The organism is Nocardioides sp. 31GB23 (assembly GCF_040012395.1).
GTDB classification, from domain to species: Bacteria; Actinomycetota; Actinomycetes; order Propionibacteriales; family Nocardioidaceae; genus Nocardioides; species Nocardioides salarius.
This window is the reverse complement of sequence record NZ_JBDYKJ010000018.1, coordinates 20745-45278: the sequence shown is the minus strand read 5'-3', so window position 1 is coordinate 45278 and position 24534 is coordinate 20745. Positions and strand designations below refer to the sequence as shown.

Here is a 24534-nt window from a genome sequence, read left to right as displayed (position 1 = left end):
CGCAGCCTACGTAACGGCGACCTGACACACTCGGGGCGTGCGCTTCGTGACCTGGCTCCTGACCAACGCCATCGCCCTCGCGGCGGCCGCCTGGCTGCTCGACGGGATCCGCTTCACCCCACGCGACGCCGAGCTGGCCGACAAGATCGTGCCCCTGCTGGTGGTCGCCGCGATCCTCGGCACCGTGAGCGCGCTGCTCAAGCCCGTGCTCAAGCTGCTGGCGCTGCCGTTGATCATCCTGACCCTCGGGCTCTTCCTGCTCGTCATCAACGCCGCGATGCTGCTGCTCACCGACGAGATCGCCCAGCTGCTCGACATCGGCTTCCGCGTCAGCGGCTTCTGGCCCGCGGTGGGCGGAGCGATCGTCATCACCGTCGTGACCTGGGCCGTCGACAACCTGATCGGCTCCGAGCGGTGAGGCCCGCCCCCGGCGAGCTGCCCCCGCCGCGGGAGCCCGGCCGCTACGCCGTCGCCCTGGTCTGCCTGGGCAACATCTGCCGCTCCCCGATGGCCGACGTCGTGCTGGCCCGGCGCGTCGACGACGCCGGCCTGGGCGCCCGCGTCAGCGTCGCCAGCGCCGGCACCGCCGGCTGGCACACGGGCAAGCCGATGGACCCCCGGGCCGCGACCACGCTGCTGGCCGCCGACCACGACCCCACCGCCCACCGGGCCCGCCAGGTCGACCCGGGCTGGCTCGACCGGCACGACCTGGTGCTGGCCATGGACGAGCAGAACCTCGCCGACCTCGGCGGACGCAGCGAGCGGGTGCACCTCTACCGCGACCACGACCCCGTCGGCACCGGTGGCGAGGTGCCGGACCCCTACTACGGTGGGGACCAGGGGTTCGAGGAGGTGCTGGCCATGGTCGAGCGCACCAGCGCCGCGCTCGTCTCCGCGCTGCAGCAGGCGACGGGTCTGCCATGACGCGCCAGCCCGTGATCGCCCGTCGCGCCGAGGAGCTCCTCGGCTCCGCCGTGGTCGCCACCGCCCCGGTCGCCGGCGGCGACGTGGCCCGCGCCACCAAGCTGCGGCTCTCCGACGGCACCACGGCGCTGATGAAGACCCTCTCGCAGGCGCCCCCCGGCTTCTTCGAGGCCGAGGCCGCCGGCCTGCGCTGGCTCGCCGAGACCGCGCCCGAGGGCGTGCAGGTGCCGGCCCTGCTGGCCGCCGACAGCGACTGCGTGATCCTGCGCTGGATCGAGCCCGGCCGGGTCAGCGCCGAGGCCGCCGCCGACCTGGGCCGCGCGCTGGCCGCCACCCACCGCGCCGGTGCGCCGGCGTACGGCGCCGAGCGTGACGGGTTCATCGCCCGGCTGCCGCTGCCCCAGCGCAGCGCCGACACCTGGGCGGAGTTCTACGCCGTGCGCCGGGTGCTGCCCTACCTCAAGCTGGCCCGCGACCGCGGCGCCGTGACCGACGCCCACGTCGCCACCATCGAGCGGCTGGTCGGCCGCCTGACCACGCTGCTGCCCGACGAGCCGCCGGCCCGCCTGCACGGCGACCTGTGGAACGGCAACGTGCTGTGGGGCACCGACACCACGAGCGGCGCCGCCCCCGGCGCCCCGGCCTCGCCCTGGGTCGTCGACCCCGCGGCGTACGGCGGGCACCGCGAGGTCGACCTGGCGATGCTGGCGCTCTTCGGGCTGCCGCACCTGCCGGTGGTGCTCTCGGCCTACGACGAGGCCCACCCGCTCGCCGAGGGCTGGGAGGACCGGGTGGCGCTGCACCAGCTCTTCCCGCTGCTCGTGCACGCGTGCCTGATGGGCGGCGGGTACGGCGCCCGCGCCGCCGACCTCGCCTCCCGCTACCTCTGACGCTCACCCCTCGCTCTCAGCCACCACTCAGGGCGTCCTGGCACAGTGGGAGGGTGAACGCTGCCGACGCCCCCACGACCAGCCGGTCCACGGTGCTCGTGGTCGACGACGACAAGGCCGTGCGCGAGTCGCTGCGCCGCTCGCTGGAGTTCAACGGGTACGCCGTCGCGCTGGCCACCGACGGCGCCGAGGCGCTGGCCGGCATCGCCTCCGCCCGCCCCGACGTGGTGGTGATGGACGTGATGATGCCCCGCCTCGACGGCCTGGAGACCACGCGCGCGCTGCGCGCCTCGGGCAACGACGTGCCGATCCTGGTGCTGACCGCCCGCGACGCCGTCGGCGACCGGGTCGACGGCCTCGACGCCGGCGCCGACGACTACCTGACCAAGCCCTTCGCGCTGCAGGAGCTGCTGGCCCGCCTCCGCGCGCTGCTGCGGCGCACGGTGCCCGCCGCCGGCGACCCCGAGGAGACCCTCGCCTTCGCCGACCTGAGCATGGACACCGCGACGCGCGAGGTGCGCCGCGGCGAGCGGCTGATCGAGCTGACCCGCACCGAGTTCGCGCTGCTCGAGATGTTCCTGCGGCGCCCGCGCCGGGTCCTGGAGCGCTCGTTCATCCTCGAGGAGGTCTGGGGCTACGACTTCCCCACGACCGCCAACTCCCTCGAGGTCTACGTCGGCTACCTGCGGCGCAAGACCGAGGCCGAGGGCGAGAGCCGGCTGCTGCACACCGTGCGCGGCGTCGGCTACGTGCTGAAGGAGTCATGAGCCCGGCCCCCGGGCCGTCCGGGCTCACCGGCTTCCGCCGCTCGCTGGCCGGGCGGGTCACCCTGCTGACCACCATGGCCGTCGGCCTCACCGTGGCCCTGGTCGCGGCCGGCACCTACCTGACGATGCGCATGCAGCTGCAGGACACCCTCGACGAGTCGCTGCTCGACCGGGCCCAGGCCGCGGCCAGCGCCGACGCGCTGCAGCAGCTGACGGTGGCCAACGACATCCCCTCGTGGGCGCTGGGCGCCGGCGACATCCGCATCGCCTTCCTCACCGCCGGACCCGAGCCCGAGATCGTCTCGGCCGACCGCGACCCCGACGCGGCCCGCATCGCCCTGGGCGACCCCGAGACCCGGGTGGCCCTGCAGGGGCGCGGCTCGAGCCTGCGCACCGTCGAGGCCGGCGGCGAGCGCTTCCGCGTGGTCGCGGTGCCGGCCCAGAGCCAGGGCCAGGCACTGGTCATCGCCCAGTCGCTCGACGCGCAGGAGAAGGTGATGGCCAAGGTCGGCGTGGTCACCCTGCTGCTCGGGCTCGCGGGCGTGGTGCTGGCCGGCTTCGCGGGCTGGGGCGTGGCCCGCAACGGCCTCAAGCCGGTACGCCGGCTCACCGGCGCCGTCGAGACCATCGCGCGCACCGAGCAGCTCACCCCGATCCCGGTCGAGGGCGACGACGAGATCGCCCGGCTCTCCACCAGCTTCAACCAGATGCTGGCCGCGCTCGAGGCCTCCCGCGACCGGCAGCGGCGCCTGGTCGCCGACGCCGGGCACGAGTTGCGCACCCCGCTGACCTCGTTGCGCACCAACATCGACCTGCTCAGCCAGGCCACCGCCGCCGACGGCGACCCGCACGCGCTGCGGCTGCCGCCCGAGGCCCGCCAGGAGCTGATGGACGACGTCCGCGCGCAGACCGAGGAGCTGACCACCCTCATCGGCGACCTCGTCGAGCTGGCCCGCGACGAGCCCCTGACCCACGTGGTGGGCACGGTCGACCTCGCCGAGCTCGTCGAGCACGCCGTGGCCCGGGTGCGCCGCCGCGCCCCCGGGGTCCGCTTCGAGGTCGAGACCGAGGCCTGGGAGGTGGTCGGCGAGTCCGGCACCCTCGAGCGCGCGGTCACCAACCTGCTCGACAACGCGGCCAAGTGGAGCCCCGACGGCGCCACGGTGCGGGTGCGCCTGGCCGGGGGCGAGCTCTCGGTCGACGACGAGGGGCCCGGCATCGCCGAGCACGACCGCCCCCACGTCTTCGAGCGCTTCTACCGCGCCGACGAGTCCCGCTCGATGCCCGGCTCGGGGCTCGGGCTGGCGATCGTGGCGCAGGCCGCCGAGCGGCACTCCGGCACGGTGCGCGCCGAGGCGTCGACGTACGGCGGGGCGCGGCTGGTGCTGCAGCTGCCCGGGAGGTCGCCGGGCCCGCGCGACCTCTAGGGTCTCGCCCGTGGACCTCTCCTTCTTCACCAGCGACGGCGACACCCTCGTGCCGACCCCCATGGCGCTGAGCAGCTGGTCGGACGACCAGCTGCACGGGGTCGCCGTCAGCGGGGCGCTGGGCCGCGCCGCCGAGCGGGCCGTCGCCGACCTCGGCCGCGCCGAGCTGGTGCCGGTGCGCCTGAGCGTCGACCTCTTCCGGGCCACCCGGATGCGTCCCTGCCGGCTCGAGACCACCGTGGTGCGTGAGGGCCCGCGGCTGTGCCTGGTCGACGTGCACCTGCGCCAGGACGTGGACGGCGAGGGCGACGGGGAGCAGGTCACCACCGCCCGGGCCTCGGCGCTGTTCCTGCGCACCGGCGAGGCCCCGACGGGCGAGGTGTGGATGCCCCAGGACGCGCCGCAGCCGCCGCCGCTCGAGGTCGCCCCGGTCTCCGACGAGCCGCACGTGCCCTACCTGCGCAGCGACGCGGACTGGTCGCAGAACTTCCGCGAGCACCAGAACGCCGGACGCAAGACCACCTGGAGCACCCCGCCCGCGATCGTCTCGGGCGAGCCGCTGACCGGCTTCCAGGCCGCCGCCGCGATGGCCGACGGCACCAGCCTGACCAGCAACTGGGGCAGCCGCGGGGTCGAGCACATCAACGCCGACATCACCCTGACCCTGGCGCGTCGCCCCGTCGGCGTCACCGTCGGGCTCGAGGCCAGCGACCGGGTCGAGCACGACGGCATCGCCGTGGGCACCGCGACCATCTTCGACCGCGAGGGCCGCCTGGGCACCACGGTGGTCACCGCGATGACCAACACCCGCCGCTCGGTCGACCTGGGCTCCGACGAGCGGGCCCGCGGCGACGACGTCTGAGCCTGCTCGGCCGGCGGCTCAGGCCTCGGGGATGGTGGTGCCGGTGTCGCGCCACTCGCGCTCGAAGGGCAGCCGCCAGGCGCGCGGCGCGATCAGCTGGTGGATCGCGTTGGGGCCCCACGAGCCGGGTGGGTAGCTGCGCACCGGCGGCGGGTCCTCGAGCAGCGGCGTCGACTTAGCCCACAGCTCCTCGATGCCCTCCGAGGTCGTGAACAGGGTGTGGTCGCCGCGCATCGCGTCGTGGATCAGCCGCTCGTAGGCCTCCAGCACCAGCCCCGAGGCGGGGGTGTCGTGGGTGGCGAACTGCATCGAGAGCTTGTCGAGCTTCATCCCCGGGCCCGGCCGCTTGCCGTAGAAGGACAGCGACATCCGCGACTGGTCGGCCAGGTCGAAGGTCAGGTGGTCGGGGCCGTGGGTGCCGACCCCGGAGCCGGCCGGGAACATCGTCAGCGGCGGCTCCTTGAAGGCGATCGAGATGATCCGAGCGCTGTCGGCGAGCTTCTTGCCGGTGCGCAGGTAGAACGGCACGCCCGCCCAGCGCCAGTTGTCGATCTCGACCCGCAGCGCCACGAACGTCTCGGTCTCGGAGTCGTCGGCGACCTCCTCCTTGCCGCGGTAGCCGGCGTACTGCCCGCGCACCACGTGGTGCGGCTCGATCGGCTTCATCGACCGGAAGACCTTCAGCTTCTCGTCGCTGATCGGGTCGGGCGTCAGCGACGTGGGCGGCTCCATGGCCATGAAGGTCAGCACCTGCATCAGGTGGGTGACCACCATGTCGCGGTAGGCGCCGGTCGCCTCGTAGAAGGACGTGCGGCCCTCGAGGCCGAGGGTCTCGGGCACGTCGATCTGCACGTGGTCGATGAAGTTGCGGTTCCAGATCGGCTCGAAGAGGCCGTTGGCGAAACGGAAGGCCAGGATGTTCTGGGCCGCCTCCTTGCCCAGGAAGTGGTCGATGCGGAAGACCTGCGACTCGTCGAAGACCTCGTGCACGCGGGCGTTGAGCACCTTCGCGGACTCCAGGTCGGTGCCGAAGGGCTTCTCCATCACCACCCGCGAGCGCTCCACCAGGTCGCACTCGTCGAGCTGGTGCAGCACGTCGAGCGCCGCGCTGGGCGGCACCGACAGGTAGTGCAGCCGTCGCTTGTCGTGGATGTCGCCGGGCAGCTGGGTCTCGGCGCGGTAGACCTCGTCGCGCAGCGCATCGGAGCCCGCGGCCTGCGAGACGTAGCTGAGCATCGCGGCGAAGGAGTGCCAGGTCTCGGAGTCGAAGTCGTCCGTGGCGAACTCCTGGCACGACTTGCGCGCCAGCGCCACGAACTCCTCGTCGGTCAGGTCCTCCAGCGAGGTGCCCACGATCTTGGCATCGCGCAGCAGGTCGGCCTGGTAGAGGTGCAGCAGCCCCGGGAGGAGCTTGCGCCGGGCCAGGTCCCCGGTCGCGCCGAACAGGACGACGACGTGCGGCTTCTCCATGGCCCCGAGGCTAACGGTCCCTTGTTACGCCTCGAAGACGGCCAGCAACCGGTCGGCCTTCAACCGGGCCTCGGCCCACTCGGCCCCGACGTCGGAGAGCACCGTCACACCGCCGCCGGTGCCCAGGCGCCAGGTGCCGTCGCCGCGGGTGCTCAGCGCCCGGATCACCACCCCGAGGTCGGCGCGCCCGTCGGCGCTGACCCAGCCGAAGGCACCGGCGTACGCACCGCGGGGCGTGGCCTCGACGGCGTCGATCACCTGCATCGTGCGCAGCTTGGGCGCCCCGGTCATCGACCCCGCGGGGAAGAGCGAGCGCAGCGCGCCGACCGTGCTCACGTCGGCGCGCAGGCGCCCCGAGACGACGCTGACCAGCTGGTGCACACTGGCGTAGGTCTCGACCTCCATCAACGCCGGCACCCGCACCGAGCCCGGCTCGCAGACGCCGGCCACGTCGTTGCGCAGCAGGTCGACGACCATCAGGTTCTCGGCGCGCTGCTTGGGGTCGCGGGCCAGCTCCTCGCGCAGCGCCTCGTCGCTCGCCGCGTCGGCGCCGCGGGGCGCGGTGCCCTTGATCGGCTTGGTCTCCAGCACCCGGTCGGCCCCCACCAGGGCGTAGCGCTCGGGGCTGCTGCTCAGCAGCCACCCCCGCGCGCCCGCCACGTCGTGCTGCAGGAAGCCGGCGTACGGCGCCGGGTTGAGCGTGCGCAGCCGCAGGTAGGCCGAGACCGGGTCGAGGTCGGAGACCACCTCCTCGCGCAGGGTCAGGTTCACCTCGTAGGTGTCGCCCGCCCGGAGCCGCTCCTGCACCTGCGCGAACGCGTCGCGGTAGGCCGCGGACGCAGGTCGAGGGGGCTGTGCGGCACCCGTCCCGAGGCCAGCGGTCGCGCCGCCGGCTCCCCCGCGGTGCTCGAAGAACCGCACGTGCCGGGGGCGCATCCACACCGCGTCGGGCAGGTCGGTCGAGGGTCGGGCGGGCAGGTCGGGGCGGCTGGCGTAGCCGAGGTAGCCGAACCACTGGTCGCGCGGCGACCCGGCGCCCAGCTCGGCCTCGAGCACCGTGAACACGTCGTCGCCGACCACCTCGGCGCGCCCACCGGCGTGGCGGGTCACCTCGCGGCGCGTCGCGTCGTAGCTCAGCGAGACGTCGTCGGGCTCGAGCCAGCCGAGGATCGAACGGCGCCCCGACCACTCCCGGGCGCCGCCGCCGTCGAGCCAGAAGCACCGTTCGTACGCCGCTGCCGTCCGCTCGAAGAGCGCCACGGGGTCGGTGGCCGGGTCGCTCACGCCGCCCCCCGCAGGAACGAGCCGACCAGTGCGGCGCCGTGGCGCGAGAGCACCGACTCGGGGTGGAACTGCACACCCTCGAGCGGCAGGCCGCGGTGGCGCACCCCCATCACCACGGGCGGGTCGCCGGGACCGGCGCCGGCGCAGGTGGCGCTGACCTCGAGGCAGTCGGGCACCCGCAGCGCGGCCAGGGAGTGGTAGCGCACCACGTCGAAGCCCTGCGGCAGCCCGGTGAACACCCCGCGCCCGTCGTGGTCGAGCGCCGAGACCGTGCCGTGGGCCGGGTGCACCCGTCCGACCAGGCCGCCGTACACCGTGACCAGGCCCTGCATGCCCAGGCAGACGCCGAGCACCGGCCGGGTGGCGCGACGCAGCACCTCGACCCCCACCGCGAAGTCGCGCGGCTCGTCGGGGCGCCCGGGGCCCGGCGAGAGCACGACGTGGCTGTGCCGGAGCACGTCGTCGGGGTCGGTCTCGTCGTGCTGGACCACCCGCGGCAGCCGCCCGGTCACCTCGGCCAGCAGGTGCACCAGGTTCTGGGTGTAGGAGTCGTGGTGGTCGACCACGACCACGTCGGGCACGGCCGTCACGGCGACGGCTCGCCCCGGAGGTGCGACACCCACAAATGCGACAAGCCCGATGGAGCTGGGGGGCAGTCACCATCGGGCTTCGACGCGCAGTGCGTGTCGAGAGACAACCTTACAGGTCCCCTCCCGGCGGGCATCCTCCGATCGGTCATCCTTCGGTGACCAGGAGGTCACGCACCAGCGTGTGCAGCAGGTCGAAGCCGTTCTGGGTCAGGATCGACTCGGCGTGGAACTGGATGCCGCGGTAGTGCGGGCCGCGCAGCGCGTGCACGTCGCCGGTGTCGGGGTCGGTGTCGACCTCGACGCCCGCCGGCAGCGCGCCTGCGTCGTCGACACGGCCCACGAAGGTGTTGTAGAAGCCGACCCGCTCGGTGCGCCCGGCGAGGCGCACCGGCGACTGGGTGCCCTGGAAGACGATGTCCTTGTAGGCCAGCGGCAGCCCCAGCTGGTGGCACAGCGCCTGGTGGCCCAGGCACACCGCCAGGAAGGGCTGCTCGCTCTCGAGCAGCGCCGCCACCGCCGCGCGCAGGTTCTGCATCTTGGGGTCGGTGTCGTCGCGGGGGTCGCCGGGCCCGGGCCCGACGATCACCAGGTCGTGGCCGTCGAGGCAGCCGGGCACGTAGTCCTCGTGGCGCACCACGGTGCTGCTCAGCCCGATCACGCCCATCACGTGGCGCAGCATGTTCACGAAGTCGTCCTCGCCGTCGAGGATCACCACGCTGCGCCCGGCCAGGCGCGGGTCGGGGTCCTCGTCGCCCTGGTCGGTCAGCCAGAACGACGACAGCCGGCGGTTGCGGGCGTTGAGGGCGATCAGCACGTCCTCGTCGGCGGCCAGCTCGGCGACCGGGACCGTCGGCACCGGCGCGGGCGGCACCAGCCCGAAGGCGCTGAGGATGCCCCCGGCCTTGGCGTGCGTCTCGGCCACCTCGTAGGCGGCGTCGGAGTCGCGCACCAGCGTGGCGCCGGCGGTGACCTTGAGGTTGCCCTCGAGGTCGACGTCGGCGCTGCGGATCACGATCGGGCTGTCCACGACCGGTCCGCCACGCTCGTCGCGGCCCAGGATCGCCAGCGCGGCGCCGTAGTAGCCGCGGCCCTCCGACTCGTAGGCCTTGATCAGCCGGCAGGCGTTCTCGACCGGGCTGCCGGTGACGGTGGCGGCGTACATCGTGTCGCGCAGCACCTCGCGCGGGTCGCGGTCGGTGCGCCCGGCCAGGAGGTACTCGGTGTGCACCAGGTGCGTCATCGGCTTGAGGAACGGCCCGAGCACCTGCCCGCCCTCGTGGCAGATGTCGCACATCATCTTCAGCTCCTCGTCGACGACCATGAAGAGCTCGTAGATCTCCTTCTCGTCGCGCAGGAACTCCAGCAGCGAGGCCTTCACGTCGCCCTCGCGCGGGATGCGGAAGGTGCCCGAGATCGGGTTCATCCGCACGTCGCCGTCGTGGATCGAGACGTGCCGCTCGGGGCTGGCGCCGATGAGGAAGCGGTCGCCGGTGAAGAAGACGTAGGTCCAGTAGGCGCCGCGCTCGCGCTCGAGCAGCCGCTTGAAGACGCTCAGCGCCGTCGCGGTGCCCCAGTCGGCGACCTTCGCGCGGTAGTGGCGCCCGACGACGAGGTTGGCGCCCTCGCCCTGCCCGATCTCGTCGCGGATGATCGTGTCGACGACCTTCGCGTACGCCGCGTCGTCGGTCTCGAAGCCGCCGCGGTCGGTGAACTCGACCCCGGTGTCGTCGATCGCCTCGACCACCTCGGCGACCGAGAACTCCAGCTCGGTCTCGACGTCGACGACCACCAGCGGGGTGCCGTCGTCGTGGGCCTCGAAGCCGCGCTCGGCGACCTGGCGGAACGGGATCGCCAGCAGCCGGTCGGCGATGTGGCCGTCGGCCGGTGCGCCCTCCTCGAGCGGCACGTCGAGCAGCGACTCGACGACGCTGCGCCGCCCGCCCACCAGCCCGACGGTGTCCTTGTCGCCGGCCCGGGTCGAGCGCCGGATGATCGCCCACGCCTCGTGCCCCTGGATCGCCTCGATCGCGGCGCGGGCGTCAGGCATGGCCTCAGTCATGCCCCGCAGCCTAGTGGCCGGCGACAGCGTGCCCGCGCGGACGGGACGACGCTGGCACCCTCAGGCCGCACGCACCCCCAGGGCGGCGCCCAGCAACCGCCGCAGCACGCCGAGCTGGGCACGCATGTGCGCGGGGCTCCCCGTCGAGCGGCAGAGCAGGAACGCACCCTCGAAGGTGACGAAGACGTGGTCGGCCAAGGCGTCGGTGTCGCCCAGGTCCAGGCCCCGGTCCTGGGCGGCCGCCTCGAGGAGCCGGGCGATCTCCTCACGCCAGGCCTCGATGGCCCGGGTGACCAGGTCCGTGGTGCCGTTGCCGACCAGCTGCTGCTCGGTGAGGACCGCGACGTAGAGGCAGCTGCTCTGGGCGGACATGATCTCCTCGGCCGCCTCCTCGAAGCAGCGCACGAACGCGACCACCCGCTCGGCCGGGTCCTCGACGTCGGCGACCTGCTCCAGCGCCCAGCGCAGCTGGGCGACGTCGGCGGCGGCGTACCGCTCGGTCAGCGCCCGACCGAGGTCGAGCTTGGAGTCGAAGTGGTGGAAGAACGCCCCCTTCGAGGTCCCGGCCGCGGTGAGGACCTGGTCGAGCGAGGTGGCCGCGAAGCCGTTCTCGATCACCAGGTGCTGGGCGGCGTCGAGGATCCGCTCGCGGTTGATGGTCCCGTCCCTCGGCATGAATGCCGTTGTACCAGACCGCCCGGTCTGCTACAACCAGACTGAACAGTCTGGTACACGAGAGGACACCACCGCCATGAGCACCACCCACTTCTGGGAGTCCGGCCGTCGCTACGTCAGCGACGGCGGGCTCGAGACCGACCTGATCTTCAACCGGGGCGTCGACCTGCCGCAGTTCGCGTCCTTCCCGCTGGTGGAGGACGAGGCCGGCCGGCAGCACCTGCGCGACTACTACGGCCAGTACGCCGCCGTGGCCCGCCGCGCCGCCCGCGGGCTCACGCTCGAGACCCCCACCTGGCGCGCCAGCCACGACTGGGGGGCCACCCTCGGCTACGACGACGCCGCGCTGGCCCGGGCGAACCGGGCCGCCGTCGCGCTGATGCAGGAGCTGCGCTCGTCGTACGACGACGTCGAGGACGTGCGCATCATCGGCGCCGTCGGCCCGCGCGGCGACGGCTACGTCGCCCGCGAGGCGATGACCGCCGCGGAGGCGGCGCAGTTCCACCTGCCCCAGGTCGAGGCCTTCGCCGAGGCCGGGGTCGACGTGGTCGGGGCCTACACGATGACCACCGCGGCCGAGGGGCTCGGCGTCGCCCGCGCCGCCCGGCGGGCCGGTCTGCCGGTCCTCGTCGGCTTCACCGTCGAGACCGACGGCCGACTGCCCGACGGCAGCACCCTGCGCGAGGCCATCACGCTGCTCGAGGAGGAGGGGGCCGCCGACGGCTTCATCGTGAACTGCGCCCACCCCACCCACATCGCCCCCGGCCTGCAGGAGGGCGAGTGGCTCGCCCGGGTCGTGCAGGTGAACCCGAACGCCTCCACGCTCAGCCACGCCGAGCTCGACGACGCCGAGCACCTCGACCCGGGGGACCTGCCCCTGCTCACCTCGTCGTACGCCGCGCTGCGCGACCGGTTGCCCGGCCTCGCGATCGTCGGAGGCTGCTGCGGCACCGACGCCCGCCACGTCGCGGCGCTGGTCGGGGCGTGAGCCGTGTCAGGACACGGTGGTGAGCAGCTGCGTCGCGCGCGTGAGCACGACGTAGAGCGTGGCCCGCCCGGTCTGGGACTCGTCCTCGATCTCCTGGGGCCGCACCACCACGATGCCGTCGAACTCCAGGCCCTTGGTGTCGAGACCGGTGAGCACCACGACGCGGTCCTCGCCCGACGGCGTGACCGAGGAGTCGATGGCCGCGCGGGCGCCCTTCGCGTCGTCGGCGAGCTCGGGCCACGACGCCAGCCAGGCGTTGACCTCGGAGCGACGCGCAGCGGGGACGACGACGCCGACGGTGCCGGCCACCCGGCCGGCCAGGTCGACGACGGCCTCGCGCACGGCTGCCTCGAGGTCGGGGGCGTCCTCGACGACCCGCGGCTCCACGCCGGTCGAGCGCACCGCGGTCGGCAGGTCGGCGTCGAGGCCGACCCGCTCGGCGTACGCCGCGGCGTGGGCGTAGATCTCGGAGGAGTTGCGGTAGTTGGTGGAGAGGTGGAACTCGTGCAGCGCCTTGCCCTCGATGGCCTCGGCGCGCGCGGCGGCCGCCTCGTCGGGCACCGGCCACGACGACTGGGCGGGGTCGCCGACGATGGTCCACGACGCGGTGCGGCCGCGGCGCCCGACCATCCGCCACTGCATCGGCGTGAGGTCCTGCGCCTCGTCGATGAGCACGTGCGCGAACGGGTCGTCGTCGATCTTGTGCGTCGGCGGCGCCCAGGCGCGCCCCGAGGGGGCGTACTCGCGGTCGGCCGCGGTCATCAGCTCGGCCATGTCGTGCCCGCCCTCGAGCAGCGAGGTGTCGGCGAGCGAGGCCTCGTCGTCGGTGCGCTCGGGCACGTCGCCCAGCGCGTAGCGCAGCTCGTCGAGCAGCGGCACGTCCTGGACCGTGAGGTCCCTGCCGAGCGGGTGCTCGGGCAGGTCGGCCCACGACTTGGCCAGCACCCGCTGCTCCTCGGAGGAGAGCACGCCCTCGGCGACCCGCGCCAGGACCTCGGGGTCGCGCAGCCAGGCCAGCACCGTCGGGGCGTCGAGCGGGGGCCACCAGGCGGTGACGAAGTCGAGGAACTTCTGGTCGCCCAGCAGGTCGTCGTCGAAGGAGGCCCGGCCGCGCTCGCGACCGCGCTCGCCGCGCACCTGGCGCCACAGCGCGTCGAGCAGCACCCCCGGCACCCGCGGCAGCTGGCGGTTGCGACGGCCCTGCGACATCAGCTGGCGGCGGATGCGGCCCAGCAGGCCGCGGTCGAGCACCAGCACGTCGTCGCGGTAGAACACGCGGAACTCGCTCGGGCTGCCCGGCGCCTGCTGGCGCGCCAGGCGGCGCACCACCTCGGCCATCCGGGCCGCGCCCTTCACGTCGGCCACCGACGGCTCGTCGTGGCGGGTGGCCCGCACGCCGTCGACGACCTCGCCGAGCGAGCGCAGCGCCACCGCGGTCTCGCCGAGGCTGGGCAGCACCCGCTCGATGTAGCGCATGAAGACCCCGCTGGGGCCCACGATCAGCACGCCACCGGTCTCGTAGCGGCGCCGGTCGGTGTAGAGCAGGTACGCCGCGCGGTGCAGCGCCACGACGGTCTTGCCGACCCCCGGGCCGCCGGAGATCGCCACGACGCCCTTGCTGGGCGCGCGGATCGCCTGGTCCTGCTCGGCCTGGATGGTCGCCACGATCGAGTGCATGGTGCGGTCGCGGGCGCGCGAGAGCTGCGCCATCAGCGCACCCTCGCCGATGATCGGCAGGTCGGCGCCGGTCTCCTCGAGCGCCTCGGCGTCGAGCAGCTCGTCCTCGACCCCGACGACCCGGGGGCCGTCCGAGCGCAGCACCCGGCGGCGGATCACCTGCTGGGGCGTGGCCGCCGTGGCCTGGTAGAACACCGCGGCGGCCGGGGCGCGCCAGTCGATGAGCAGCGAGTCGCGCTCGGCGTCACGCAGGCCGATGCGCCCGATGTAGCGCGGCTGCGGGTCGAGGCCCGGGTGCAGGTCGAGCCGCCCGAAGACCAGGCCCTCGTGGGCGGCGTCGAGCTGGGCGATGCGCCGCGCGGCCTGGAAGACCATCGCGTCGCGCTCGACCAGGCCGCCCTCGTGGCCCAGCCGGCCCCGGTCGTGGCCCTCGCGGGCCAGCGCCTGGGCCGCGGCCGACGACAGCGAGAGCTGCGCGTAGACCTTGTCGACGTACGCCTGTTCGCGCGCGGTCTCCTGCGCTGCGAGATCCTCGGTCAACGCCCGCATCCCCTTCACCGTGCTGCTCCTCGTGCAAGGAGGGGACTTTACCGGTCCCTGCCAGAGGACGGCACGGCGGCGCCTCAGGACACCGGTCGGTAGAGGAGCACCGCCACCTCGGTGGGCTTCTCCGCACGCTGCTGGAGGACCCGCAGCGTCCACTCCTCCCCCGGCAGCAGCTGTCCCTCGAGGCCGTAGCCCGAGCCCCTGGAGACCAGGAAGCGGATCCCGTCGTCGGCGCGCCCCGACACCGAGCCGCGCCAGCGCAGCGCCCCACCGGCGCCGCCTCGCGCCACCATGCCGAGCAGCACGGCCTCGTCCTGCGCCGGCAGCGTCGTGAGGACGCCCTGGGCGTCGGTGGCGGGCAGCACCTGGTCGATGCGCCATCGGCGGCCGTCGGAGTCCACCGTGCCCGGGACGTCCATCCCGAGCACCCTCTCGCGAGCACCCTGCTCGTAGACCCCCAGGCCGAGCACCGTGCTGGCGTCCGAGACCGGCTCGGTGCCCTCGAACCCGCGCGTGACGTAGACACGCACGGTGTGCTCGCGCACCGGGGAACCGGTGCTGCCCGGGCTGGAGTGGCTGGCGGCCGCGTCGACCTGCTGGTCGTCGCCTCCGGGCGAGCAGCGCCCCCCGCTCCAGCCGCCGCCGTCGATGCTGGTCTTGACCCACAGCCCCTTGGCCTCGGTGCGGCAGAAGTCGGAGGTCTGCAGGTCGTCCAGCGAGGTGCGCACGGTCAGCGAGACCTCCCCCTGGCCGGGCTCGCCGAAGGCGGCGTCGAGCAGCTCGGCGTCGTCGACCGTCGGGCGGAAGTACGCCGACCCGTCGTCGGCCACGACGCTCGCGGCGGGCACGCCGGTGCGCTCGAAGACCGCGAGCCCGACCCGGGCCTCGTCGGGCACCCCGTGCAGGTCGACCACCAACCGGGGCCGCTCCCCCTCCACGGGCACCGCGGCACTGCTCCCGCCCTCGCCCAGCAGCCGGGCCGCGGGCCGGTCGTCGTGACGCAGCGTCGCCCAGCCCTCACCCAGGTCGCTGGCCACCAGCGAGACGGCCCGCAGCCGCTCGCTGGGGCTCAGCCTCAGCACGAGCCGGTCGTCGTCGCTCCCCTTCTCAGCGGCGCTGACGTAGTCGTACTCGCTGCCACCCACCGTGACCGAGCCCGGCACCTGCTGGCCGGCCACCACCTGGGGCGGCCCCGCCGGCTCGGGGCCGGCGCCGTCGTCGAGCAGCACCCGACTGCCGACACCGACCCCGGCCACGGCCACCGCGGCCGCCAGCACCGCTGCCGTCGCGCGCCGCCGGCGACGCAGCCCGCGCACCCGCTCGTGCACGGCCACCACACGGGGCGAGGCGCCGGGGTCGTCGACCGCCCGGGCCCGGTCCTCGAGGGTGCTGCGCAGGTCGTCGACGGTGCTCATGAGCGGTCCTCGGTCTCGGTGCGGGAGCTGGTCGTGGGGACGGGCGCCAGGGACGGGTCGATGCGCAGCTTGGCGAACGCCTTCGACGCCTGGCTCTTGACGGTGCCGACCGAGCAGCCGAGCACCTGGGCGGTCTGGGCCTCGGTGAGGTCCTCGAAGTAGCGCAGCACCACCACGGCCCGCTGGCGCCGCGGCAGCCGCTCCATCGCGCTCCACAGGTCGTGGCGCTGCCCGGCCGCCTCGGTCGGGTCGGGCGACCCGCCGGCCTCGGGCAGCTCGTCGGTGGGGTGCTCGCCGTTCCAGCGCCGGCGCCACCACGTCGCGTAGGTGGTGACCAGGATCCGGCGCACGTAGGCCTCGTGCTGGTCGATGCGGTCCCAGGCGAACCAGGCCTTGGCCAGCGCGGTCTGCAGCAGGTCCTCGGCCAGGGCGTGGTCGTGGGTGAGCAGGTACGCCGTGCGCAGCAGTCCGGAGGAGCGGGCCAGCACGAACTCGTCGAAGGCGACGTGCGCGTCGCCCGGCCGTGGTGCCACGGATCCTCCTGGGCGGGACGGGCCCGAGCGCGTCCCGGTGGTGGTGGTCATGTCCTGGTGGACCACCCGAGGATGACGGATGGTTGCCTGCGGGCCGCGATATCGTCAGTTCGCCCGCTCCCCGGGGACGTCGGTAGGTTGGGGGGACACCCGCCCCCGATCCCGAGGTCTGGCGTGCCTTCGCTCATCCCGCCGCGCCTGCCGCGGCCCCTGCTGGCCGCACTGACGGCGTTCGTCGTGCTGCTCACGGTCGCGGCCGTCGCCGACATCCGCACCGACCCGCCGCCGCCGGGGAGCACCGGCGCGCAGCAGGCGCCCGGCTTCCTGGGCCGGGAGCGCCCCAACATCGTCCTGGTCTCGAGCGACGACCAGCGCCTCGACGAGATGCAGTTCCTGCCCGAGGTCGAGCGGCTGATCGGCGACGAGGGTGTCACCTTCGACAACGCGCTGACCCCGCACCCGCTGTGCTGCCCCGCGCGCGCCGAGCTGATGACCGGCCAGCTGGCCCAGAACAACGGGGTGCGCGGCAACTTCCCGCCGCAGGGCGGCTACGACGCCTTCGACGAGAGCCAGCACGTCGGCGTCTGGTTGCAGGAGGCCGGCTACCGCACGGCCTTCCTGGGCAAGATGCTCAACGGCTACTCCCACCAGGACGGCCGCGACCCCGGCTGGGACATCTTCAACGCCACCAGCCACGGCTACGCCGACTACTACGACTTCAAGCAGTTCGACGGCGACGAGGTGGTCGGCGTCGAGGGCTACTACACCGACTACGTCGGTGACAAGGCCGTCGAGTACGTGGACGAGCTCAGCCAGGGCGACGAGCCGTTCTTCATGTGGGTCAGCCACTTCGCCCCGCACCCCTCGCGCCGCCGCAGCACCTGCGAGCAGGACACCTGCGGGCTCGAGCCGCCGCGCTCCTCGCCCACCTACCTCGCCGAGCAGGAGCGCACCGGCAAGACCCCGCACCAGGACGCCGCCGACGAGCTGGCCCGCTCGGTGACCCGCTCGCCCGCCTTCAACGAGGACGACCTCTCCGACAAGCAGGCCCTGGTGCGCCGCCAGCCGAAGATGTCGGAGCAGACGGTCGTGCGCTCGGCCCGCGGGCGCGCCAGCGCGCTGGCCAGCCTCGACGACACCATCGGCCCGCTCGTCGAGGAGCTGCGCGCCCAGGGCGAGCTCGACAACACCTACCTGGTCTTCATCACCGACAACGGCTTCCAGCTCGGCGAGCACCGCTGGTTCGGCAAGATCCTGCCCTACGAGGAGAGCGTGCGGACCCCGATGCTGGTGCGCGGGCCCGGCATCGAGCCCGGCACCCGCACCGATGCCACCGCGACCATCGTCGACCTGGTGCCGACCTTCCTCGACATCGCCGGCGCGACGCCGAGCCTGCTGACCGACGGCACCTCGCTGCTCGACCTGTGGCAGGGCCTCCAGAGCGAGGAGCTCTATCCCGGAGGCGTGCTGCTGCAGGGCGGCCCCTACAAGCCGGAGACGGGCAAGACCGGCTGGCTCTACCGCGGGCTGCGCACCGACCGCTACACCTACGCCCGCTTCCACGACGGCTTCGTCGAGCTGTACGACCGCGACCGTGACCCGGGCCAGGTGCAGTCGGTCGCCGGGCGCGAGCGCTACGCCGCGGTCGAGGCCGAGCTGGCGCGCCGCACCGAGATCCTCTCGGGCTGCCGCGGGGCGGAGGAGTGCCACCAGGACTTCGGCCCGCTGCCGGAGCCGGGGCGGTAGTGCCCGGCGCGACGCGGTCGCGGCCGCACCGCCGCGACATCCAGGGCCTGCGCGCGGTGGCGGTGGGCCTGGTCGTCCTCGACCACGCCGGATGGCTGCCCGGCGGCTTCCTGGGCGTCGACGTCTTCTTCGTGCTCTCGGGCTTCCTGATCACCGGGCTGCTGCTGGCCGAGCTGGAGCGCAGCGGCACGATCTCGCTGCGCGACTTCTACGCCCGCCGGGCGCGGCGCATCCTGCCCGCCGCCACCCTGGTGGCGCTGGCCACGCTGCTCGGCTCGGTGCTGGTGCTCGGCGACGTGCGCACCGCCGAGGTCACCCGCGACGTGGTCCTCGTGGCACTCTTCGCGATCAACTGGGACCTGGCCGCCCAGGGCGCCGACTACTTCGCGCAGGGCGCCGACCAGTCGCCCTTCCAGCACTACTGGTCGCTGGCCGTCGAGGAGCAGTTCTACCTGGGCTGGCCGCTGCTGGTGCTCGGCGCCGCCCTGCTGGCGACCCGGCTGCGCGGTCGCGGCGTACGCCGCTCGCCCGCGCTGGGGCTGCTGGTCACGGCGGTCGTCGCGATCTCGCTCGCGTGGTCGGTGAGCCTGACCGCGAGCACGCCCGAGGCCGCCTACTTCACCACCACCACCCGGGTCTGGGAGCTGGCCGCCGGGGCCGGTCTCGCGCTGCTGGTGCCGCGCCTGGCGGCCCTGCCCGCCGGGCTGCGCACCGCAGCCGGCTGGGTCGGCCTCGCCGGGCTGGGCCTGTCGCTGTGGGTCATCGACGACACGAGCGCCTTCCCCGGCGTGGTCGCCCTGCTCCCGGTCGGGGCCACCTGCCTGCTGGTGGCCGCGGGCACGCCGGGTTCCGAGGCGGGTCCCGGCAGGTTCGCGGCGGGCCGGCTGCTGGGGGTGGCCCCGCTGCAGTGGCTCGGGGACCGCTCCTACTCGCTCTACCTGTGGCACTGGCCGGTGCTGGTGCTGGCCGAGGCCCGGCTGGGCCGCGAGCCGACCCTCCTCGAGCTCGTCGGCGCGATCGGGCTCGCGGTGCTCGCCACGATGCTGACCCACACCCTGGTCGAGGTGCCCTTCCACACCGGCCGGCTGCGGCCGGCGCGGCTGGTCGCCCTGGCCTGGTGGCCCGCCTCGGTGGCCGTGCTGGTCACCTCGGTGGTGGTCGTCGGCGTCAACGGGCCCGACCTCGACCAGGAGTCGGAGTACTTCGCCCGCGTGGAGCGCGCCGAGCGGGCCTCGGGCAAGGACTTCCCCACCGCGACCCGCCAGCCGCGCCGCGACCTGCGCGAGGCGGTCGAGCGGGCCGACGAGCCCGTGGCGGACGAGCTGGAGCCGCCGCTGTCCGAGCTGCGGGGCGACACCTTCCACCGCACGGTCGACAACCGCTGCTACGCCCGCAGCTCCGACCAGACCTCCCACGACGTGTGCACGGTCGGCGCGCACGACGGCCAGGACCTCGACGACGTCGTGGTCATCGGCGACTCGCACGCCGGGATGTTCCTGCCGGCCTTCGACCAGATCGGCCAGGCCCGGGGCTGGCGGGTCCACCACCTGGTCAAGACCGGCTGCACGCTGGCCGACTCGCCCTCGCTGTCCCGCGAGGACTGCACCCAGTGGCGCGAGTGGGCCTTCGACGAGGTCGACGACCTCGCGCCCGACGTGGTCGTGATGTCGACGATGGCCCAGGACGACTTCGGCGAGCAGTGGGTGGCCGGGATGCGGCGCAGCGCCGAGCGGCTGCAGGCCAGCGGCGCCGACGTCGTGGTGCTCGGCGAGACGCCGTGGCTGGACCGGGAGGAGGACCTCGTGGCCTGCCTCGACACCGAGGGCGCCACCCCCGCCGACTGCGAGATGAGCCTGGATCCCGAGGTGACGCGGATCCTCGAGGCGCAGGAGGAGCTCAGCGACGAGCTGGGCCTGGGCTTCGTAAACCCGCTGCCCTGGCTGTGCCGCGAGGAGCGCTGCCCGACGGTCGTCGACGACCAGGTCGTCTACTACTTCCGCGGCCACCTCACGGTCACGTTCGTGCACCGCCTGGCCCGGGCGCTGAACCAGAAGCTGCGCACCGAGCTCGACCGGATCGCCCGCTCCTAGGCTCAGCCCCGGCCGCGGGCCAGGAAGGCGGTCATCGCCGCCTTGGCCTCCTCGGAGCCGAAGAGGCGCGCCGAGAGGGCGGCCAGCTCGGGACCGCGCTCGTCGATGCGGGCCAGCAGGTCGCGGTTGAGCAGCGCCTTGGTCTCGCGCAGGCCCTGCGGCGAGCCGCTCGCCAACGAGGCGCAGACCTCCTCGACGGCCGCGTCGAGACCCTCGGCGGGCACCACCCGGGTCACCAGGCCGTGCTCGAGCGCCGCCGCGGCGTCGAAGACCTCACCGCCCAGCGCGGCCAGCGAGGCGGCCCGGCTGGTCATCCGGGGCAGCACGGTCAGCGAGATCGCGGCGGGGGCCAGCCCGAGCTTGACCTCGGTCAGGGCGAAGGTCGCGCCCTCGGCGCTGACCACGACGTCGCTGGCCGCGACCAGGCCGATGCCGCCGGCGCGCACCGGGCCCTGCAGGCGGGTCACGACCGGCTTCGGGTGCGCGGCCACGGCGCGCTGGATCGCGACGATCGTGAGCGCGCCCTCCTCCATCGAGCCGCCCGCGGCCTCCGAGAGGTCGGCGCCCGAGCAGAAGACCTTGCCGGTGGCAGCGATCACCACGACCCGGGCCGCCTCGTCGGCGGCGGCGCGCTCGAGCGCCGCCAGCAGCTCGGTGACCAGGCGCCTCGAGAGCGCGTTGCGGTTGTGCGGGGAGTCGAGGGTGACGGTGGCGACGCCATCGGCCACCTCGTAGCGGACCAGGGGCTCGTCAGGGGTGTTCTCGTGCGACATGCGCCACATCCTGCCGCGCCCGCGCAGGCATCCGGCGCGGGGGCCCGCTCCGAACCACCTCCATGGCCACCTCCACGTCCGACCGCACCCCCGACCCCGGCGCCTCGCCCCGACCGCCGCGATCAGAGCGGATCGCCGGCACCGCCCTGTGGGCCGGCCTGGGCGTCGTCTCCACCCTGCTGGGCATGGCCGCGGCCCACCTCGTCGCCGCCGTGACCACCCCCTCGTCGTCGCCGGTGCTGGCCGTCGGCTCGCAGGTCATCGACCTGACCCCCACCCCGATGAAGGAGTGGGCGATCCGCCAGTTCGGCACCGCCGACAAGATCATCCTGGTCGGCTCCGTCGTGCTGGTCGTGCTCGTCCTGGCCGGGGTGGCGGGCGTGCTGGCCCGCCGGCGCCTGGCGCTGGGCGCCGGCCTGCTGGTCGCCCTGGTCGCCCTGGCCGCGGCCGCCGCCGTCGTGCAGGGCAGCGTCACCGAGCTGCTGCCCAGCCTGGTCGCCGCCGTCACCGGCGTCGCGTCGCTGTGGTGGCTGCACGCCAAGGCGTCCGCCACCAGCGCGGCCGAGCCCGGCCAGCCCGGCCAGCCCCGCGAGGCGGGCACCGGCGCGAGCCGCCGGGGCGTCCTGGTCGCCGCGGGCGCCCTCGCCGCCGCGGCCGCCGTGCTGGGCGGAGCGGGTCGCTTCATCACCGGCCTGCGCAGCGGCAACGTCGACATCGCCCTGCCCGACCCGGCCTCGCCGGCCGACCCCTTCCCCCAGGGCCTCGAGGGCCAGGTCGAGGGCATCACCCCGCTGCGCATCGACAACGCCGACTTCTACCGCGTCGACACCCGCCTCGACACCCCCGTGGTCGACCAGGACAGCTGGACGCTGACCATCGACGGCGACGTCGAGCGCGAGATCACGCTGACCTTCGACGACCTGCTCGAGATGGACCTGATCGAGCGCGACATCACCATGACCTGCGTCTCCAACAGCGTCGGCGGCGAGTTCGTCGGCGGTGCACGCTGGCTCGGGGTGCGCCTGACCGACCTGCTCGACATGGCCGGCGTCGGCGACACCGCCGACCAGATCTACTCCACCGACTTCGACGGGATGACCATCAGCACCCCGCTCGACCTGGCCACCGACGGGCGCGACGCCATGATCGCGATCGGGATGAACGGCGAGGCGCTGCCGCGCGCCCACGGGTTCCCCGCCCGGATGATCGTGCCGGGCCTCTACGGCTTCATCAGCGCCACCAAGTGGATCACCCGCATCACCCTGACGACCTACGCCGAGAAGTCGGCGTACTGGACCGACCGCGACTGGGCCACCGACGCCCCGATCAAGGTCTCGACCCGCATCGACACCCCCAACGCGCTCGAGGAGCTGCCGGTGGGCGAGAACGTCATCGGCGGCGTGGCCTGGGCCCAGCAGAAGGGCGGCGTCGACAAGGTGCAGGTACGCATCGACGGCGGCGCCTGGCAGGACGCCGAGATGGGTCCATCGGTCAACAACGACTACTGGCGCCAGTGGTTCTACCGCTGGGACGCCAGCGAGGGCGGCCACACCGTCGCCGCGCGCGCCATCAGCGGCGACGGCACCACCCAGACCCCCGCTCGTGCCATGCCCTTCCCGGAGGGCGCGAGCGGCATCCAGGAGCTGCGCGTCACCGTCACGTGACGCGTGCGTGACCCGGCTCACAGCAGATCCGCACGATCTGCCCCCATCCGGCCAATCCGGGCCCGGGGCAGCACCGAACAACCAGTGTTCAGCCACCAAGTTCAGCCAACGAAAGGCACGATTCCCCATGAAGAACACCACCTTCAAGCGCACCGGCGCCCTGGCCGCCACGGCCCTCACCCTCTCCCTCGGCCTCGCCGCCTGTGGCGACGACGCCGACGAGACCAGCACCGCGTCCGAGGACACCAGCTCCGAGACCACCGACGAGCCCACCGAGGAGGAGACCGCCGAGGCCTCCGCCGGCGACCAGACCTTCGGTGACGCCTGCTCGGCCGTGCCGCAGGACGGTGCCGGCTCCTTCGACGGCATGGTCCAGGACCCGGTCGCCACCGCCGCCAGCAACAACCCGCTGCTCGGCACCCTGGTGACCGCGGTGGGCGAGGCCGAGCTCGTCGACACCCTCAACGGTGCCGAGGCCCTGACGGTCTTCGCTCCCACCGACGACGCGTTCGCGGCCATCCCGGAGAAGGACCTCAACGCGGTCCTCGCCGACAAGGAGACCCTCACCGCGATCCTCACCCACCACGTCATCGGCGAGCAGCTCGACCCCGAGGCCGTCGTGGGCGAGCAGGACACGCTCAACGGCGACACCCTCACCATCGAGGGCGACACCGACGGCATGACCGTCCAGAACGGCGACACCCCGGCCAACGTGCTGTGCGGCAACATCCCCACCGCCAACGCCACCGTGTACGTCGTCGACGCCGTGCTGATGCCCTGATCTTTCGCGACTGAGCATCAACGCGAGAAGATCAGCACGTGACTGAGCCAAGGCTGACCGTCGCCGGGGATCCCCAGGGGTCCCCGGCCGGCGGGGCCGCGCCCCCCGACCTCGCAGATCTGCTGCGCTCCTCCGCCAGGGGGGACCAGCAGGCGTTCGCGCAGCTCTACGACGCGGTCGCCTCCCGGGCCTTCGGCCTGGTGCTCCGGGTCGTGCGCGACCCGGCCCAGAGCGAGGAGGTCCTCCAGGAGGCCATGCTCGACGTCTGGCGCCAGTCCGCCAGGTTCGACCCCGACCGCGGGAGCCCGCTGTCGTGGCTGCTCACGATCGTGCACCGCAAGGCCGTCGACCGGGTCCGCTCGGCCGAGGCGTCCACGCGGCGCGACACCACGTACCACCAGCACAACCAGCCGGTCGAGCACGACTCGACCGCCGAGGCGGCCCACGCCTCGATGGAGGCCCGCCGGGTCCGCGAGGCCCTCACGACGCTCACCCCGGTGCAGCGCGAGGCCCTCGAGCTGGCCTACTTCGGCGGCTACACGCACACCGAGGTGGCCAGCATGCTCGACCTTCCGGTCGGCACAGCCAAGACACGAATACGCGACGGACTGATCCGCTTGCGAGACACGATGGGAGTAGGCCAGTGAACGACGTCCACGCGCTCTCCGGCGCCTACGCCGTCGACGCCCTCGACGACATCGAGCGGATGCACTTCGAGCGGCACCTCGCCGAGTGCGCCGAGTGCCGCCACGAGGTCGACTCGCTGCGCGAGGCCTCCGGCGTCCTGTCCGAGGTCGCCCCGGTCGCCCCGCCGGCGGCGCTGCGCGAGCGGCTGCTCGCCGACGTCGCCACCGTGCGTCCCCTGCCCCCGCTGGTGCAGGAGGTCCGCCGGACCCGTCGATTTCCGGTTCTGGTCGCCGCCGCAGCTGCAGTGGTAGCGCTGCTCGGCGTCGGCGGCGTCGTCGCCGTCACCCAGCCGTGGGAGGACTCCTCGGTGCAGGAGGCCGGCGAGGTCGTGGCGACCCCCAAGGCGGTCACCCAGGTCCTCCAGGCCGAGGACGCCGAGACCGTCACCCGCACCTTCGACGACGGCGCCAAGGCCACCGTGACCCGATCGGTCTCGCTGGGCCAGGCCGTCATCGTCACCGAGGACATGGCCGACCCCGGCGAGGGCCTGGTCTACGAGCTGTGGCTCCAGCGCGACGGCCGGATGAAGGCCGCCGGGTTCATGCCCAAGGGTCCCGACAACGTCGTGCTGCTCTCCGGCGACGCCGCCACCGCCGAGGCGGTCGGCATCACCGTGGAGCCCGAGGGCGGGTCCACCACCCCGAACTTCGAGTCGGCCATCGTCATCGACTTCGCGAAGGCCTGAC

Annotated in this window: 22 protein-coding genes; 13 read left to right on the top strand and 9 right to left on the bottom strand. The window is 73.7% G+C overall.

The features are described from left to right. The first annotated feature begins 37 nt into the window (after positions 1-37). From ABKW28_RS07800 to ABKW28_RS07775, 6 genes are all read left to right on the top strand, one after another. Positions 38-418 carry a phage holin family protein gene (locus ABKW28_RS07800; RefSeq protein WP_348607944.1) on the top strand — a complete coding sequence of 127 codons (381 nt, stop codon included), beginning with the start codon at positions 38-40 and terminating at the stop codon, positions 416-418. Next, positions 415-924 carry a low molecular weight protein-tyrosine-phosphatase gene (locus ABKW28_RS07795; RefSeq protein ID WP_341229810.1) on the top strand — a complete coding sequence of 170 codons (510 nt, stop codon included), beginning with the start codon at positions 415-417 and terminating at the stop codon, positions 922-924. Before ABKW28_RS07800 ends, ABKW28_RS07795 begins: the two co-directional genes overlap by 4 nt. Continuing rightward, positions 921-1814: a fructosamine kinase family protein gene (locus ABKW28_RS07790; RefSeq protein WP_348607941.1), complete on the top strand. Its 894-nt coding sequence runs from the start codon at positions 921-923 to the stop codon at positions 1812-1814. Before ABKW28_RS07795 ends, ABKW28_RS07790 begins: the two co-directional genes overlap by 4 nt. Positions 1815-1906: 92 nt before the next feature. Further along, the gene (locus tag ABKW28_RS07785; protein WP_341229819.1) at positions 1907-2581 is read left to right on the top strand and encodes a response regulator transcription factor; all 675 of its coding nucleotides are present in this window, start codon (positions 1907-1909) and stop codon (positions 2579-2581) included. Then, a complete protein-coding gene (locus ABKW28_RS07780) occupies positions 2578-4008 on the top strand; it encodes a HAMP domain-containing sensor histidine kinase (protein WP_348607938.1) in 1431 nt (476 codons plus the stop codon). The genes ABKW28_RS07785 and ABKW28_RS07780 overlap by 4 nt, the downstream gene beginning before the upstream one ends. A 10-nt stretch (positions 4009-4018) precedes the next feature. After that, on the top strand, positions 4019-4870 hold the full coding sequence (locus ABKW28_RS07775) for a thioesterase family protein (protein WP_348607935.1): 852 nt from the start codon (positions 4019-4021) through the stop codon (positions 4868-4870). An 18-nt stretch (positions 4871-4888) separates the two neighbouring features. Here ABKW28_RS07775 and zwf read toward each other — a convergent pair whose 3' ends face one another. From zwf to ABKW28_RS07750, 5 genes are all read right to left on the bottom strand, one after another. Beyond that, the gene (zwf, locus tag ABKW28_RS07770) at positions 4889-6340 is read right to left on the bottom strand and encodes a glucose-6-phosphate dehydrogenase (protein ID WP_348607933.1); all 1452 of its coding nucleotides are present in this window, start codon (positions 6338-6340) and stop codon (positions 4889-4891) included. A 24-nt stretch (positions 6341-6364) separates the two neighbouring features. Then, positions 6365-7624 (bottom strand): anthranilate synthase component I family protein, encoded by a 1260-nt coding sequence (locus ABKW28_RS07765; protein ID WP_348607930.1) that lies wholly within the window; start codon positions 7622-7624, stop codon positions 6365-6367. Further along, positions 7621-8214, bottom strand: coding sequence for an aminodeoxychorismate/anthranilate synthase component II (locus tag ABKW28_RS07760; protein ID WP_348607927.1), 594 nt, complete (start codon positions 8212-8214; stop codon positions 7621-7623). The genes ABKW28_RS07765 and ABKW28_RS07760 overlap by 4 nt, the downstream gene beginning before the upstream one ends. Positions 8215-8359: 145 nt before the next feature. Continuing rightward, entirely contained in the window at positions 8360-10273 is a 1914-nt protein-coding gene (locus tag ABKW28_RS07755) for an anthranilate synthase family protein (RefSeq protein ID WP_348607925.1), read from the bottom strand. Between the two features lie 60 nt (positions 10274-10333). After that, on the bottom strand, positions 10334-10948 hold the full coding sequence (locus ABKW28_RS07750; RefSeq protein ID WP_348607922.1) for a TetR/AcrR family transcriptional regulator: 615 nt from the start codon (positions 10946-10948) through the stop codon (positions 10334-10336). A gap of 76 nt (positions 10949-11024) precedes the next feature. Here ABKW28_RS07750 and ABKW28_RS07745 point away from each other — a divergent pair, with 76 nt between their 5' ends. Beyond that, positions 11025-11936, top strand: coding sequence for a homocysteine S-methyltransferase family protein (locus tag ABKW28_RS07745; protein ID WP_348607919.1), 912 nt, complete (start codon positions 11025-11027; stop codon positions 11934-11936). 6 nt (positions 11937-11942) lie between these two features. On the opposite strand, the gene ABKW28_RS07740 is transcribed toward ABKW28_RS07745, so the two are convergent. The 3 genes from ABKW28_RS07740 to ABKW28_RS07730 form a co-directional block, all read right to left on the bottom strand. After that, positions 11943-14162 carry a UvrD-helicase domain-containing protein gene (locus ABKW28_RS07740; RefSeq protein WP_348608021.1) on the bottom strand — a complete coding sequence of 740 codons (2220 nt, stop codon included), beginning with the start codon at positions 14160-14162 and terminating at the stop codon, positions 11943-11945. Between the two features lie 74 nt (positions 14163-14236). Then, entirely contained in the window at positions 14237-15574 is a 1338-nt protein-coding gene (locus ABKW28_RS07735) for a hypothetical protein (RefSeq protein ID WP_348607917.1), read from the bottom strand. Next, positions 15571-16107, bottom strand: coding sequence for a SigE family RNA polymerase sigma factor (locus ABKW28_RS07730; protein WP_348607914.1), 537 nt, complete (start codon positions 16105-16107; stop codon positions 15571-15573). Before ABKW28_RS07730 ends, ABKW28_RS07735 begins: the two co-directional genes overlap by 4 nt. A gap of 174 nt (positions 16108-16281) precedes the next feature. Between ABKW28_RS07730 and ABKW28_RS07725 the strand changes: the two genes are divergently transcribed. Next, complete coding sequence (locus ABKW28_RS07725; protein WP_348607912.1) at positions 16282-17853, top strand: sulfatase; 1572 nt, start codon at positions 16282-16284, stop codon at positions 17851-17853. Then, complete coding sequence (locus ABKW28_RS07720; RefSeq protein ID WP_348607909.1) at positions 17853-19943, top strand: acyltransferase family protein; 2091 nt, start codon at positions 17853-17855, stop codon at positions 19941-19943. The genes ABKW28_RS07725 and ABKW28_RS07720 overlap by 1 nt, the downstream gene beginning before the upstream one ends. Positions 19944-19945: 2 nt before the next feature. Here the strand turns inward: ABKW28_RS07720 and ABKW28_RS07715 are convergent, their stop codons facing one another. Then, the gene (locus ABKW28_RS07715; RefSeq protein ID WP_348607906.1) at positions 19946-20716 is read right to left on the bottom strand and encodes an enoyl-CoA hydratase family protein; all 771 of its coding nucleotides are present in this window, start codon (positions 20714-20716) and stop codon (positions 19946-19948) included. A gap of 62 nt (positions 20717-20778) precedes the next feature. On the opposite strand from ABKW28_RS07715, the gene ABKW28_RS07710 reads away from it, so the two are divergent. The 4 genes from ABKW28_RS07710 to ABKW28_RS07695 all read left to right on the top strand — a co-directional run bounded on the left by ABKW28_RS07710 (position 20779) and on the right by ABKW28_RS07695 (position 24533). Beyond that, positions 20779-22380, top strand: coding sequence for a molybdopterin-dependent oxidoreductase (locus ABKW28_RS07710; RefSeq protein WP_348607904.1), 1602 nt, complete (start codon positions 20779-20781; stop codon positions 22378-22380). A 127-nt stretch (positions 22381-22507) separates the two neighbouring features. Next, positions 22508-23161, top strand: a complete 654-nt coding sequence (locus ABKW28_RS07705; RefSeq protein ID WP_348607901.1) for a fasciclin domain-containing protein — start codon at positions 22508-22510, stop codon at positions 23159-23161. A 38-nt stretch (positions 23162-23199) separates the two neighbouring features. Further along, complete coding sequence (gene sigK / locus ABKW28_RS07700; protein WP_348607899.1) at positions 23200-23808, top strand: ECF RNA polymerase sigma factor SigK; 609 nt, start codon at positions 23200-23202, stop codon at positions 23806-23808. Next, a complete protein-coding gene (locus ABKW28_RS07695; protein ID WP_307822946.1) occupies positions 23805-24533 on the top strand; it encodes an anti-sigma factor in 729 nt (242 codons plus the stop codon). Before sigK ends, ABKW28_RS07695 begins: the two co-directional genes overlap by 4 nt. Position 24534: the final 1 nt, after the last annotated feature.